The organism is Stenotrophomonas sp. Sm6012, from assembly GCF_030985895.1.
Lineage (GTDB): Bacteria > Pseudomonadota > Gammaproteobacteria > Xanthomonadales > Xanthomonadaceae > Stenotrophomonas > Stenotrophomonas forensis.
In genome coordinates, this window is the sequence record NZ_JAPTFX010000125.1 from 1 (window position 1) to 14,627 (window position 14,627).

A 14,627-nucleotide genomic window follows, 5' to 3' on the forward strand; every position below is an offset into this window, starting at 1 on the left:
GGCCAAGCCCCCAAGGACGGGTTCACGGCGTCCCCCGCGAACCCACCCCGCCCGGCCAAGCGCGGCGTTTGCTCCACGCGACCATGCGGGCAGCCACGAGGGGCTGCGCCGTTGGCTGGAAATCTAGTACCGCTTGATCCCCGGCACGGTGCAGCTTTCCAGCTGCGCATGCGCCGACAGCGCATTCTCCTTTTCGCCACGCGCCAGGCGCGACTGCTCGATCGTGGCCCAGTGCCGGCGGCACAGCGGCCCCGTCTTCGAACCCAGATCGATCGCCTTGCGTGCGAATGTCTCCGCCTGCGCCCACTGGCCCTGCAGCAGCGCCAGCTCGGCACGTTCCTGCAGCACCGCCGGGTCACCCGCCACGATCTCCAGCGCATGGTCCAGGCTGCTGGCCGCGGCGGCCAGATCATTGGCCTGTCGCTGCGCCTGCGCGGTCACCCGCAGATCTTCAACCTGCGAATCGCGCAGCGGCTGCACCGACAGCTCCTTGTCGTCCGGGCCGGCGGCTGCGTCCACGGCGGCCAGGCGCTGCGCCGGCGTGGTGGTATCAACCGGCGGCTTGGCCACCGGCGGTGCGCTGCTCACGCACGCGGCCAAGGCCAGGCTGAGGCCGGTCAGGGCCAGGGGCTGCAGCAGGGATCGCATGTTCATCGGCATCATCGGCTTGGAGGAGGAGTGGCAGCCGCGGGGGCCGCGGCGGGTTCCGCAGGGGCGTCCGGCTTGCGGTCCAGGCCGAACCAGCTGCGCCAGCCACCGCCTTCGCCCTCGGTTCCACCCTGCCCGTCCGGCGATACTGCCGGCGCGCACGGTGCATAGGCCGGCGCGTAGCCCACCACGAACGGGAAGCGACGCGCGCCAGGGCAGCCTTCATCGGTACTGTTGATGCCGGTGGGCGCCACCGACTGCCAGTCCAGGCCCTTGTTGCTGACGCGCAGCGGCGCACTTGGCAGGCGCTGGAAAATGCCGGACCACACCCTCATTGCACCGGTAGCGCCGTACAGGCCCGCCTGCTCGTTCTGGTCGTTGCCGATCCAGATCACCGCCAGATGATCGCCGGTGTAACCGGCGTACCAGCTGTCACGGCCATCATTGGTGGTACCGGTCTTGCCGGCCGGCTGCAGCCGGCCCAGGCCGTCGGCGTTGAGGCGCTGCGCGGTACCACTGGCGACCACCTGCTGTAGCCCGACGCTGATCAGGTTGGCGGCGATCGAGTCGCCCTCCTGTGCCGGCGCCGGGGTCTTGTCATAGCGCTTGAGCAGCTTGCCCTGCGGATCGAGCACGCCACGCACCGCGTGCAACGGCTGGATCTCGCCGCCGGACGCCAGGAACTGGTACAGCTGTGCCATCGCATACGGGCTCTGGTCGGTCGAGCCGAGGATCACCGCCGGATTCGCCTCGGCCTTGATGCCGGCCAACACGTGGATCAGCTGGGTCACGCGCTCGGGACCGACCTGCATGCCGACGCGCACGGTGGCCTGGTTGTAGGAATGGGCCAGCGCATCGATCAGGCGCACCGTACCGTGGCTGCGGTTGTCCGCGTTGCCGGGGTTCCAGTTGCGGCCGCGGCCGAGCTGCACCGTCACCGGGGAATCGTCGACCCAGCTGGCCAGCGAGTAGCGGTCCGGCTGTGCCAGCGCCAGCAGGTACACGAACGGCTTGAGCAGCGAACCCACCGGACGCTGTGCCTCGATCGCGCGGTTGAAGCCGACCTCGGAGACCTCACGGCTGCCGATCACCGCCAGCACATCACCGTTGTGCACATCGGTGAGCACCATGCCGGCCTGCAGTTCGGGGCGTCGCTTGCTTTCCAGCGACTTGATGGTACGGGTCACCGCGCCTTCGGCGTAGGCCTGCGCGGACGGCGACATGCCGGTCATCACGCTCAGGCCGGCGCCCTGCAGCGCCGACTCCGGATAGTCATGGCCCAGCTGGCGGCGGACCAGGTCGACGTAGGCCGGGAAGCGGTTGGCCGCCACCAGGCCCGGCGTCTTCGGCACGCCCAGCGGCGCCTTCAACGCGCGCTGGTACTCGGCATCGTCGATCAACGTGGCCTCGTGCAGCTTGCCCAGCACGAAGTTGCGGCGATCCAGCGCGCGTTCCGGATTGCGCCGCGGGTCGTAGAAGGACGGGCCCTTGACCAGGCCGATCAGCAGCGCGATCTGCTCGGTTTCCAGCGACGACAGGTCGCGGCCGAACCAGAACTCGGCACCGGAGGACATGCCGTGGATGGCCTGGCTGCCACGCTGGCCCAGGTACACCTGGTTGAGGTAGGCCTCGAAGATGGTGCGCTTGTCGTAACGCGCTTCCATGATCAGCGCGTACAGCACTTCGTTGAACTTGCGGGTGACCGTCTGTTCCTTGCCGATGCCGAGCAGGCCGCTGCGGGCCAGCTGCTGGGTCAGCGTGGACGCGCCCTGGCGGCTTTGGCCACCGGAGCGGATGGTCACCCACACCGCGCGCGCGATGCCGGACAGATCGATACCGTGGTGACGGTTGAAATCCTTGTCTTCCACCGCCTGCAGGCCGGTCACCAGCAGGTCCGGCGCCTCATCCATGCGGATCAGGCGGCGCTCTTCCTGCTTCTGGCCGTACAGGGTGGCGATGCGCGCAGGATCCAGCCGTGCAGCCTTCAGCGCCTTGCGGTTGTCGGCATCGCGCAGCGAGGCCACGCCGCCATCGGCCAGCGACAGCTCCACCCGGCGCGGGGCGACCCGGCCGTCAACGTCGTTGTAGCCGCGGCTGGAGATCACGAAACGACCGCCATTCACCGCATAGGTGGCCGGCTCCTTGCCCTGCCCGTCATCGCGGTAGGCCGAAGCGGCCAGCTCGGTCTTCAGGGTGGCCGCATCCATTGCCTTGCCGGGCGCAAGCACCAGCGGGCGGGCGTACACGCGCGTCGGGATCTGCCAGCGCAGCTCACCAAAACGCTGCGTCACCTGTTGGTTCAGGTACAGCGTATAGGGAATGAGGAAACCCAATCCCAACGCGACCGCAGCCATGCTCCAGGTGATCAGGCGACGCCGCCACAGCGGACCGTTCTCCTGCTGGTCGTCGTCGTCGAAATCGTCGATGTCGTCGGAATCGTAGCGTCGGGGCACGGGAATGCGAGAATGTAGGGTCTGGCGAGTCTACCCCAGCCGCTGCGGCTGGCGAATTCTCCCGGGTCCCCCTGCTTAAGCTGGAGTTGCAACCGGATGGCGATGTCGCTGGCCGAGATCCGATACCTGATCAACCGCCTGACGGGCCTGGCCCGGCGGAGCCTGGCAAGCCTGCGCACCCGTGGCTGGCGGGCCACCTGGCAGCGCATCCGCGTTCATACCCAGCGCGCCGTTCCGGCTCCGCGCACGCCGCTGTACCTGCCGCCGGCACAGGCGTTTGCCCCCTTCACGGTGCCGTTCAGCGAGTCGCCGGAGGTGAGCATCGTCATCCCGGTCTACAACCACGTCGACCACACCCTGGCCTGCCTGCGCGCCCTGGCGGCGCACCCGCCGGCGGCGGCCTGCGAGATCCTGGTAGTGGATGACGGCAGCAGCGACGCCACCGTGCAGTGGATGCCGCAGGTGGCCGGGCTGTGCTATGAAGTTCGCGAGCACAACGGCGGCTTCATTGAAGCCTGCAATGATGGGGTGTCGCGTGCCCGCGGCCGCTACGTGGTGCTGCTCAACAACGACACGGTGCCGCAGCCGGGCTGGCTCGATGCCCTGCTCGACACCTTCGGCAACACGCCCGACGCCGGCCTGGTCGGCAGCCAGCTGCTGTACCCGGATGGCCGCCTGCAGGAATCGGGCGGGGTGATCTTCGCCGATGGCAGTGGCTGGAGCTACGGCCGCTTCGAGGCCGCCGATGATCCGCGCTTTGCCAGCCTGCGCGATGTCGACTACTGCTCGGGTGCGGCGCTGATGCTGCCGCGCACCCTCTGGCAGCAGCTGGACGGCTTCGATACCCGCTACAAGCCGGCGTACTACGAGGACACCGACCTGGCCTTCCGCGTGCGTGCCCAGGGCCTGCGCGTGCTGGTGCAGCCGGCCAGCCGGGTGATCCACGACGAGGGCACCAGCAACGGCACCGACACCGGCAGTGGGGTGAAGGCCTACCAGGTGCGCAACCAGGCCATCTTTGCCGCCCGCTGGGCCAGCGAACTGGCCCGTCATCCGGCGGTCGGCGAAGTACCGTCTCCGGCGCTGCTGCTGCGCGGCCGGCGCCAGGTGCTGATCCTGGACGAGGAAGTTCCACAACCGGATCGCGACTCCGGGTCGCTGCGCCAGGTCAACCTGATCCGCCTGCTGCTGCAGGGCGGTGCCCACGTGGTATTCGTACCCACCCGGCGCGAACATGCCGGTGCGGCGACCGAAGCGCTGCAGCGGATGGGCGTGGAAGTCTGGTATGCGCCCTTCCTGGACGGCGTGGCCGGCTGGCTGCGCAGCCACGGATCGCGTTTCGACGTGGCAATGCTGGTACGCCACCACGTCGCCCATGAGTGCCTGCCGCTGCTCAAGCGCTACGCACCGCAGGCACGCACCGTGTTCGACACCGTCGACCTGCACTACCTGCGCGAACGCCGCGGTGCCGAGGTAGCCAGAGACGCGACTCTCCTGCGCGCTGCCGAGCGTACCCGCAGCAGCGAGCTGGCAGTGATGGAGCAGTGCGACATCACCGTGCTGGTCAGTGCAGCCGAGCGTGAGCAGCTGCAGGCCGATGCCCCGCGGGTGCAGGTGGAACTGATCTCCAACCTGCACGAGGTTGCCGGTGCAGGTGCCGTGTTCGAGCAGCGCCACGACCTGGTATTTGTCGGCGGCTTCCGCCACCCGCCGAACCTGGATGGCATGGAATGGTTCATCGGCGAGGTCTTCGCCAACATCCGCGCCCGGCTGCCGGAGGTGCACCTGCACTGCATTGGCGCCGCAGCACCGGAGTCGTTGCTGGCGCAGGCCGCACGCCAGCCCGGCGTGCAGATGCACGGATTCGTCGAAGACATCACGCCCTACATGGACGGCGCACGCATTGCCATCGCGCCGCTGCGGTTCGGCGCCGGAGTGAAGGGCAAGATCAACCTGAGCATGGCCCATGGCCAGCCGGTGGTCGGTACCACCTGCGCAGTGGAAGGCATGCACCTGCATCCGGGCCGGGATGTACTGGTGGCTGACGACGCGCTCGGTTTCGCCGATGCGGTGGTCCGCCTGTATCAGGACCCGCATCTGTGGCAGCGGTTGTCCGATGCCGGCCTGGCCAATGTCGCCGAGCATTTTTCGCTCGATGCCGCACGTGCGACCGTGCAGCGCGTGTTCTTCGCCTAATCCGCCCGTCCACCCGCGCGACGCAGGCGGTCTTCGAATGCCGGCAGTTCCGCCAGTTCCGGCTGCAGCACCCGCGCCTGTCCGGCGGCATGCGCGGCAAAATCCAGGTCGCCGTTACCAAGCCGTTCGCTGCCGATCGCAAGCCAGCGCTGTGCCAGGCGCTGACGGGCAGCAGGCAGGCCGTTCGCGGTGGGCGACAGGGTCTGCCAGGCCTGCAGGCAGGCACCCGCGGCCTGCACCCGGTTCTGCCGCAGGTTGTCATCGAAGCAGGCACGGCTGGCGGGCAGCAAGCGCGCGGCGGCCGCTTTCACCCGGGAATCGCGCGGCGCCAGGGCCTGCGCTTCACGCAGCGCGTCGAACGCGCTGTGTCCCGGTGGACTGATCCACTCCCCGGCGCGCTCGGCGCGCTCGATCCTGCGCAGCAGCTCGCGCAACAGCCGCTCGCGCTGCGCGTTGCTGGCCGCCGGTTGCTGCAACGACCGCTGCGCCTGATGCGCACGTTGCAGGCGCTGCGCCAGCTGCTGGCGCGCCGCGGCCGACGCGCCCAGCGCCTCGGCCAACGCTGCATCACGCTGTGCTGCATCGAACTGGAAATCGTCGGCCTGGCCCTGGCTGCGCGCCAGCACGGCCTGCAGCACCTGCTCGCGGCCACGCAGGGCCGTGGGATCGTCCGGCGCCACGGCCAGCACGGCCAGGAATCCCTTTGCCGCATTTTCAAGTTGCTGGCGCTGCAACGCGCGCTGCGCCTGCCGCAGGCGCAGGTCCACGGCACGTGCCAGCGCCTCCTGGCTGGCCGGGAGGTCGGCATGGCCGGCATCGAACTGGCGGGCGCGCTGCACGATCGCAGCCGCCTCGGCCAGCTCCCCTCGCCCGGCCAGCGCACGTGCCTGCTGCAACAGATCGCTCAGGGCATCCTCGCGCCCTTCCAGCGCCGGCAGATTGTCCGGCTGCACTGCCAGGATGCGCTGGAACAGCGGCAATGCACTGCTGTCGCCATCATCAAGCCGCCCCGCCGCAAAGGCATTGCGCGCCTGTGCCAGCAGCGCACCGATGCCGGCCCCCGCGTTGCGTCGCGCCTGCAGCTGATGCGCGACAGCCTCGGCTTCGCTCTGCGGCACCTGCAGCTCGCGGGCCAACGCCAGTGCCTGCGCGCTGCCGTCGAGGTCGTTGTTCTGCAGCCTGTCGCGTGCCTGCTGCAGTGCCGCCGCAGCCGTTCGGGCCAGGCCTTCGCGCGCCTGCGGCCGATCACCGTCCAGGGCCAGCACCGCCTGGTAGCGCTCGCGTGCGCCACTGCCATCGGCCGCGCTCAACCGGCCCGCGGCGAGTGCGCGGTCACCCTCGGCCAGCAACTGTTCGATCTGCGGCTCATCCCAGAACCAGTCGGCCAGCGGCTTGCGCAGCAGCACCAGCAGCACGAACACGGCCAGCGCGGCGACCAGCGCCCAGCGCCAGACCCGGCGCGCATGGCGTGCCTGCAGCCACCACCAACGGCCTTCGCGGCGGACGCGGTCCAGCGCAGGATGTTCAGCGCCATGCGGGCGATGCGGGGGCTCGCGTTCCATGCGTGCAGGGTAGCCGGGGCAGCGTGAAGCTCAGCCGAGGCGACGTGCCTCGCTCACGCCCGGCAGCGCGTCCAGCTTGCCCAGCAGGGTCGACAGCTGGCCGTAGTCGCTCACCTTCAACCGCAGGCGCAGATGGGCACGGCCGCTGTTGCGCACGTTGTCACTGTGGATGTCGAGCACGTAGGCGTCTTCCTGGGCGATCAGGTTGGTGATGTCCTTCAGCAGCCAGCGACGATCAACCGCGGTGACCACCACGTCCACTTCGTAGCCGCCACCGGCCTGGCCCCATTCCACCGGCAGGATGCGCTGCGGGCTGGTGGCGGCCAGGCGGGCCAGCGCTGCACAGTCTGCCCGATGCACGGTGACACCCCGGCTACGGGTCAGGTAGCCGACGATCGGCTCGCCTGCCACCGGCTGGCAGCAGCGTGCCAGCTGCACCAGCAGATTGCCCACGCCCTGCACGGTGAACTTGGACTTGCCCAGGTTCTCCCGGCGCGCGGTCGGGCGCGGCAACGCCGGCGCGGCTGCCGGCTGGCTGGCCGCGCGCTCGGCTTCCAGCAGGGCGCGGCTGACCTGGTTCGGCCCGGTATCGCCCAGCGCCACCTGGATGTAGAGGTCATCGACACTGTCGGCATGGAATTTCTTCGCCGCCACCGCCAGATCCGAATGCTGCAGGCCCAGCCGCTTCAGCTCGCGCTCGAGCAGCTCACGCCCGGCCTGCACGTTGCGCGCACGGTCCAGCTTGTGGAACCAGCTGCGCACCTTCTCGCGGGAGCGGTTGCTGGCCAGGAAGCCATTGGCCGGCATCAGCCAGTCGCGGCGCGGGTCGGCCTCCTTGCCGGTCAGGATCTCGACGCGGTCGCCGCTGCGCAGGCGGTAGGTCAGCGGCACGATGCGGCCGTTGACCTTGGCGCCACGGCAACGGTGGCCGACCATGGTGTGCACCTGGTAGGCGAAATCGAGCGGCGTTGCGCCCTGCGGCAGGTCCAGCACCTCGTCCTTCGGGCTCAGCGCGTAGACCCGGTCCTCGGTCAGCTCGGCATCGAGCGCTCCGGCCAGTTCGTTGCCCTGCCCGTCCTGGGCCTGCTCCAGCAGCTGGCGCATCCAGGTGATCTTGCGGTCGAAGGACTTCTCCGCGCCCTTGCCGCCTTCCTTGTACTTCCAGTGCGCGGCCACGCCCAGTTCGGCCTGCGAGTGCATCTCGTGGGTGCGGATCTGCACTTCGATGGTGCGCCCTTCCGGACCGACCACGGCGGTATGCAGCGAGCGGTAGTCGTTGGCCTTGGGACGAGCGATGTAATCATCGAATTCGCTCGGCACCGGCGCCCACAGTGCATGCACCACGCCCAGCGCGGCGTAGCAGGCGGCGACATCGTCGACCATCACCCGCACCGCGCGGATGTCGTACAGCTGGTCGAACGCCAGCCGCTTCTTCTGCATCTTCCGCCAGATGCTGTAGATGTGCTTCGGGCGGCCACTGACCTCGGCCTTGATGCCCTGCGCGACCAGTTCGCGCGAAAGTACCTTCTTGACGTTCTCGACGTAGCGCTCGCGCGCGATGCGGGTCTCGTCCACCTCACGGGCGATGCGCCGGTAGGTCTCAGGCTCCAGATGGCGGAAAGCCAGATCCTCCAGCTCCCACTTCAGCTGCCAGATGCCCAGCCGGTTGGCCAGCGGTGCATGGATATCGCGGGTCAGCTGGGCCAGCGCGCGGCGCTGTTCGTCATCCAGCTTGTCGGCAGCGCGCATCCGCGCCAGTTGCCGGGCCAGCAGGATCGGCACCACGCGCAGGTCGCGGATGATCGCCAGCAGCAGGCGGCGCAGGCCCTCACTGTTGCGCCCGGCCTCGCGGCCAGCGTGCAGCGCCCATACCGGATCAGCAGCGTCCTGGCCATCGAGCAGGCCGATCACCGCCGCCTTGTGGTTGCCCAGTGGCAACGCGTCCAGGTGGGCACGCAACCCGGGAAGGTCGAACAGCAGGGCCGCGACCACCGCACCTTCGTCGGCTGAAAGCATCGACAGCGCATCAAGGGTGTCACCCAGCACTGACCAGCTGGCGCGCATCTGGTGGTCGCACTCCGGGGCATCCCAGTGCCCGCGCAGGGCCTGGCGCAGCGGAGCGGGCAGCACCGCTGCCGAGGGACGGTTCAACAAGGCATCCAGGCCGGGGACGGAAGCGCGGTTCACAGCATCGAGCAGGCAAGACAGAGGCCCCTACACTAGCGCCGGCGCCGTTCAGGGACAATCGCCGCGGCCACCATCGCCCGGCATGTGGACATGCCGCTACACTCGCGGGTAAACCCAGGAGAGTCCCGCCATGCCCTCGATCGTTCCGCACTTCCGTCCACGACTGCTGGCCTGCGCCGCGCTGCTGCTGGCCGTATCGGCGCCTGCGCTGGCCCAGCGCGTGGTGGAAGGCGACCTGCAGCAGCAGATGTCGCCCGCCGAGTTCAAGGCCGCCGGGCTGGACAAGCTGGATGCGGCGGAACTGGCCACGCTCAACCGCTGGCTGCAGGGCAAGGTCGAGGCGGCCACCACCCAGGCCGTGGCCGCCGTCCGCGAGGAGGCGCGCGAGGAAGGACGCCAGGAAGTGATCGTGAAGAACCGGGGCTTCTTCGATTTCGGCAGCAGCGAACCCATCACCGGCGTGCTGCAGGGCGAGTTCCGCGGCTTCGGCAAGGGCCGCATCTACGTGCTGGACAACGGCCAGGAATGGGAACAGACCGATGCCACGACCCTGGCCGGCGTGCGCAAGGCGTCGCCCCAGGTAAGCATCAAGCCCGGGGTGATGGGCGTCTGGTACATGAAGGTTGACGGCGTGAACACCCAGCCCAAGGTCCGCCGTACCAAGTAACGGCGCGTCCTGGAGGTAGAGCCGGGCACCGGCTCGGCTCTACCGGATCGGACTCACGCCTGGCGCAGTGCGGTTACCCGCTGCGCCAGCTTCTTCGCCGAGATGCCGGTGCGCGCGCCCAGCTCCTGCGCGAACAGTGACACCCGCAGTTCCTCCAGGTCCCAGCGCAGTGCCTGCCATTGCGGGCGTTCACGCAGGCCCTGCGCCTCAGCATCGCGCAGCGCGTCCAGGAACGGATGCAGTTCCAGCATGCGTGCCTGGTCGCGCGGCGGATCGCGCTTGGCCCGCTCGGTGCGCAGGATCATCGCCTTCAGGTAACGCGGATACTGCGCCAGTGCATCGGCTGGCGTATCACGCAGGAAGCCGGGGTGGATCAGTCCGGCCAGCTGCGCTTCCATGTCATCCAGGTTGCCGCGCGCCCAGCCCATCAATGGCGCCTCCAGCATCGGCTTCAGCTCGGCCACCAGCGCCAGGATGGTCTCGGCCAGTTTCAGCCGCGACATCGCCTCGCCGAACAGCGCCTTGGCCGCGTGGTCGCGACGCTGCTCGAAGACCGCCGCATCGCGGATGTCCTCCAGGCCTTCGGCCAGCACCGCGTTCATCGCCGCATCGACCAGATCGCCGCGCAGGCGCTCCTGCGATTCGATGGCCGCGTACAGCAGGCCGGTCTTGGCGCCCACCGGCAGCTGCTTGCGTGCCTGCTTGACCTTCTCGGCCAGCGCGATCTCCAGCAGGCGGCGCACGCCCAGCGGATGGGCTTCCTGCGCCTGCTGCCGATCGGCAAAGATGCGCAGCGCCACGCTGTCACCTTCATCGAGCAATGCCGGATAGGCCGGCACACCCGCTTCGCCGGGAACCTGCAGCGGAATCGGCGTGGCCGGGAACGTGCGCAGGCCATCGGCCGCCATCTCGCGCCCGGCACGCGCCGCGAAGGCATCGCCGGCACGACCACCGAATTTCGCGCGCAGCGCATCGAGGTCACGCGACGTGGCCAGCACCTTGCCGTGCTCGTCGCGCAGGCGCAGGTTCATGTGCAGGTGCGGTTCAATCGCACCGGGCTCGAAATCGAGCGCGGTCACCGTGGCACCGGTCGCGCGTGACAGGAAGCGTGCCAGCTCACCGGTGATGGCATCGGCGCTGGGCTGCGGGAACGCCTCGAAGAACGCGCGGCCGAAGTCCGGCGCCGGCACATAGTTGCGGCGCATCGCCTTGGGCAGGCTGCGGATCAGCGCCGAGGCCTTGTCCACCACGAAGCCCGGCGCAAGCCAGCCCAGCTGCACCGGGTCCAGTGCATTGAGCAGGTGCAGCGGCACGTCCAGGGTCACGCCGTCATCGTCGGCGCCCGGTTCGAAGCGGTAATGCAGCGGCAACCGCGCCTGGCCCAGCGCCAGGTACTTCGGGTAGCGCTCCTGTTCACTGCCTTCGCCGGGCAGCAGGTCGACCAGCGACCAGTGCAGGGTCTTGCGCTGCTCCGGCGCCAGCCCCTTCCACCAAGTATCCAGACCCGCCGCCGAATGGATCTGCGGCGGCACCCGGTCCAGGTACCAGCGCGCCTGCCAGTCCTCGTCGGCAACGATGCCGGCGCGGCGCAGCTTGGCTTCTTCCTCGCGCGCGACCTCCAGCACCTTCTGGTTGTCGGCCACGAAGCTGGCACGGGTGTTGATCTCGCCGGTCACCAGCGCCTGCCGCACGAAGATGTCGTGCGCCTCGCCCGGCTCGATGCGGCCGTAGTGCACCGGCTTCTTCGGCGCCAGCACCAGGCCGAACAGGCTGATCTGCTCGGACGCCAGCACCTGGCCCTGCGCGCGCGACCAGTGCGGATCGAAATGCTTGCGCAGCAAAAGGTGCGGCAGTTCGGCAATCACCCAGTCCGGCTCGATCGCGGCCAGGGTCATGCCCCACACCTTCTGCGTATCCAGCAGGTTGGCCACCAGCAGCCAAGGCGGCGGCCGCTTGGACAACGCCGAGCCCGGGAACGGCAGGAACCGGCGCTGGCGCGGGGCCTGGAAATCGCCCTTCTCGGTGCGATGGCCGATCTGCGTCGGCAGGCCCGCCACCAGTGCGCGGTGCAGGGTCTGGTAGGCCCCAGCACGCACGCGTTCGCTGAAACCGACGCCAGCCGGCACCTGTTCCTTCTGCGCGCGCACGGCCACGGGTGCCGGCGCGGCTTCGGCCTTGCCCTCGCGGGCCAACCGCGCGGCACGGTGCAGCTGGCCACGGGTGGCCTTCACCGCCGCCGCGTCATCACGCGCCGGCGCCGGCGCACTGCTGCCGGCCAGCAGCGGCGCCATCGACGCCTCGTTGGCCTCTTCCTTCCAGCCCAGCTCCTCGCAGAGCAGCCGCAGCTGGCGATGCAGCTCGCGCCACTCGCGCATGCGCAGGAAACCGAGGAAATGACGGCCGCACCAGTCGCGCAGCTTCGATTGGGTCAGGTCTTCATGGGCCTGCCGATAGGCATCCCACAGGCGCAGCACGCCGACGAATTCGGAGCGGCCATCGGCAAACTGCGCATGCGCGCTGTCGGCCGCGCCACGGGCTTCCGGCGGGCGTTCACGCGGGTCCTGGATGCCCAGGAACGAGGCGATCACCAGCATCGGCCGCAGGCAGCCGGCGGCCTGCGCGGCGACCAGCATGCGCGCCAGCTTCACGTCCACCGGCAGGCGTGCCATCTGCTTGCCGACGGTGGTCATGCGCCGCTCGGCATCGATCGCGCCCAGCTCGGTCAGCTGCTGCCAGCCATCGGCTACCGCACGCTCATCGGGTGCTTCCAGGAACGGGAAGTCCTCGATGCGGCCCAGGCCGAGCTGCAGCATGCGCAGGATCACCCCCGCCAGGCTGGAGCGGCGGATTTCCGGATCGGTGAACTCCGGCCGCGCCTGGAAATCAGCTTCGGCGTACAGGCGGTAGCAGATGCCCTCGGCGATACGGCCGCAGCGACCCTTGCGCTGATTGGCGCTGGCCTGCGAGATCGGCTCGATATGCAGGCGGTCCAGCTTGTTGCGTGGGCTGTAACGCTTGACGCGGGCGAAACCGGGGTCGACCACGTAGCGGATGCGCGGTACCGTCAGCGAGGTTTCGGCCACATTGGTGGCCAGCACGATGCGCCGGTTCGGGCCCGGGTTGAACACCCGGTCCTGGTCCTGGTTGGACAGCCGCGCGTACAGCGGCAGCACTTCGGTATTGCGGTACTTGCGGCGCTCCAGCGACTGGTGCGCGTCGCGGATCTCACGTTCGCCCGGCAGGAAGATCAGCACGTCGCCGCGCGCATCCAGGCGGGTGATCTCGTCAATGGCCGACACGATGGCATCGTTGACGGTGCGCTCGCCCTGGTCTTCGCCCTCGCCTTCCAGCGCGCGATAACGCACTTCCACCGGGAAGGTGCGGCCCTCGACGCTGATCACCGGCGCATTGTCGAAATGCTGGGCGAAGCGCTCGGTATCGATGGTGGCCGAGGTGACGATCAGCTTCAGGTCCGGGCGCTTGCGCAGCAGTTGCTTCAGGTAGCCCAGCAGGAAGTCGATGTTGAGGCTGCGTTCGTGCGCTTCGTCAACGATGATCGTGTCGTAGTTCGACAGCCAGCGGTCACTGGCGATCTCCGCCAGCAGGATGCCGTCGGTCATGAACTTGATGCGGCTGTCGTCGCTGACCTTGTCGTTGAAGCGCACCTGGTAGCCGACCAGCTGGCCCAGTTCGCTCTGCAGTTCCTGCGCCACGCGGCTGGCCACCGCACGTGCGGCAATCCGTCGCGGCTGGGTGCAGCCGATCATGCCGGCCTGGCCACGGCCTGCGGCCAGGCACAGTTTCGGCAGCTGGGTGGTCTTGCCCGAGCCGGTTTCACCGGCAATCACCACCACCTGGTGGTCGCGGATCAGCTCGATGATCGCGTCGGCTTCACGCGCAATCGGCAGCTGCGGGTCCAGAGTAATGGATGGCTGCTGTTGCGCCCGCATCTGCCGGCGCTGCACCGATGCCTGCAAGGCCTGCTCGAAGGTGGCGGCCAGCGCCGCATCCTGTGGCTTGGCCTGGCAACGCGAAAGCATTCCCAGCAGACGGCCCCGGTCGCGGCTCATGGCGCCGTCGATGGCGGCACGCTGTTGGCGCAGGCGGGGCGATGGATTTTTATCGATAGAGTTCATCAATCGGTTCGTTCAAAACTTTGAAAGCGACCAGTCATCACGACCGGTTTATTGTGAAGGCCAACGATTCCACAAGGAGGAACCCCATGGCGAAGACCAAGAGCACGACCAAGGCCAAGACCGGCAAGCAGAAGCTTGCAGCGGCGGCACCGTCGGCACCGAACATCGATATCGGGATCACCCAGGGCGACCGCAAGAAGATCGCCGACGGTCTGTCGCGCTTCCAGGCCGATGCGTTCACGCTCTACCTGAAGACGCACAACTTCCACTGGAACGTGACCGGGTCGATGTTCAACTCGCTGCACACCATGTTCGAGACGCAGTACACCGAGCAGTGGGCAGCACTGGACGACGTGGCCGAGCGCATCCGCGCGCTGGGCTTCAATGCCCCGGGCTCCTACCGGGAATTTGCTGCGCTGACCTCGATCGCCGAGGAACCGGGCCTGACCGACAGTGCGGACTGGCGTGAAATGGTACGCCAGTTGGTGGTCGCCAACGAAGCGGTCTGCCGTACGGCACGTGAAGTGCTGGACGTGGCGGCCAAGGGTGACGATGCCCCGACCGAGGATCTGATGACCCAGCGCCTGCAGACCCACGAGAAGTACGCCTGGATGCTTCGCTCGCTCCTCCAGTAAGGGTTTGGGGGGCTCGGCAGGGCTGCGCCCTGCACCCGCGGTAGTGCCGGCCGCTGGCCGGCAACAGCAACAGCAAAAGCTGGCTTCCTGTGGGTAGGCGGGGTGGGGCCGGTGGCAGGGGACGCCGTAAACCCGTCCATGGG

The 14,627-nt window shown here is 68.7% G+C and carries 8 protein-coding genes; 3 read left to right on the forward strand and 5 right to left on the reverse strand.

Annotation, left to right across the window (positions count from 1 at the left end; translation table 11 throughout):
* Window positions 1-123: 123 nt before the first annotated feature.
* Together O0J73_RS17575 and mrcB are read right to left on the reverse strand one after the other, a co-directional pair.
* Window positions 124-648: a hypothetical protein gene (locus tag O0J73_RS17575; RefSeq protein WP_308309257.1), complete on the reverse strand. Its 525-nt coding sequence runs from the start codon at window positions 646-648 to the stop codon at window positions 124-126.
* Window positions 649-659: 11 nt separating this feature from the next.
* A complete protein-coding gene (gene mrcB, locus O0J73_RS17580) occupies window positions 660-3,101 on the reverse strand; it encodes a penicillin-binding protein 1B (protein WP_308309254.1) in 2,442 nt (813 codons plus the stop codon).
* Between the two features lie 96 nt (window positions 3,102-3,197).
* On the opposite strand from mrcB, the gene O0J73_RS17585 reads away from it, so the two are divergent.
* Entirely contained in the window at window positions 3,198-5,297 is a 2,100-nt protein-coding gene (locus O0J73_RS17585; RefSeq protein WP_308309255.1) for a glycosyltransferase, read from the forward strand.
* Here O0J73_RS17585 and O0J73_RS17590 read toward each other — a convergent pair.
* Entirely contained in the window at window positions 5,294-6,859 is a 1,566-nt protein-coding gene (locus O0J73_RS17590; RefSeq protein WP_308309256.1) for a hypothetical protein, read from the reverse strand. The genes O0J73_RS17585 and O0J73_RS17590 overlap by 4 nt on opposite strands.
* A gap of 30 nt (window positions 6,860-6,889) precedes the next feature.
* Window positions 6,890-9,046: a bifunctional (p)ppGpp synthetase/guanosine-3',5'-bis(diphosphate) 3'-pyrophosphohydrolase gene (locus O0J73_RS17595; RefSeq protein ID WP_197564803.1), complete on the reverse strand. Its 2,157-nt coding sequence runs from the start codon at window positions 9,044-9,046 to the stop codon at window positions 6,890-6,892.
* A gap of 130 nt (window positions 9,047-9,176) precedes the next feature.
* Here O0J73_RS17595 and O0J73_RS17600 point away from each other — a divergent pair, with 130 nt between their 5' ends.
* A complete protein-coding gene (locus O0J73_RS17600) occupies window positions 9,177-9,713 on the forward strand; it encodes a hypothetical protein (RefSeq protein WP_006439150.1) in 537 nt (178 codons plus the stop codon).
* Between the two features lie 53 nt (window positions 9,714-9,766).
* On the opposite strand, the gene hrpA is transcribed toward O0J73_RS17600, so the two are convergent.
* The gene (gene hrpA, locus O0J73_RS17605; RefSeq protein WP_197564802.1) at window positions 9,767-13,849 is read right to left on the reverse strand and encodes an ATP-dependent RNA helicase HrpA; all 4,083 of its coding nucleotides are present in this window, start codon (window positions 13,847-13,849) and stop codon (window positions 9,767-9,769) included.
* Window positions 13,850-13,935: 86 nt separating this feature from the next.
* Between hrpA and O0J73_RS17610 the strand changes: the two genes are divergently transcribed.
* A complete protein-coding gene (locus O0J73_RS17610; protein ID WP_006439098.1) occupies window positions 13,936-14,484 on the forward strand; it encodes a Dps family protein in 549 nt (182 codons plus the stop codon).
* The last annotated feature ends 143 nt before the right edge of the window (window positions 14,485-14,627 follow it).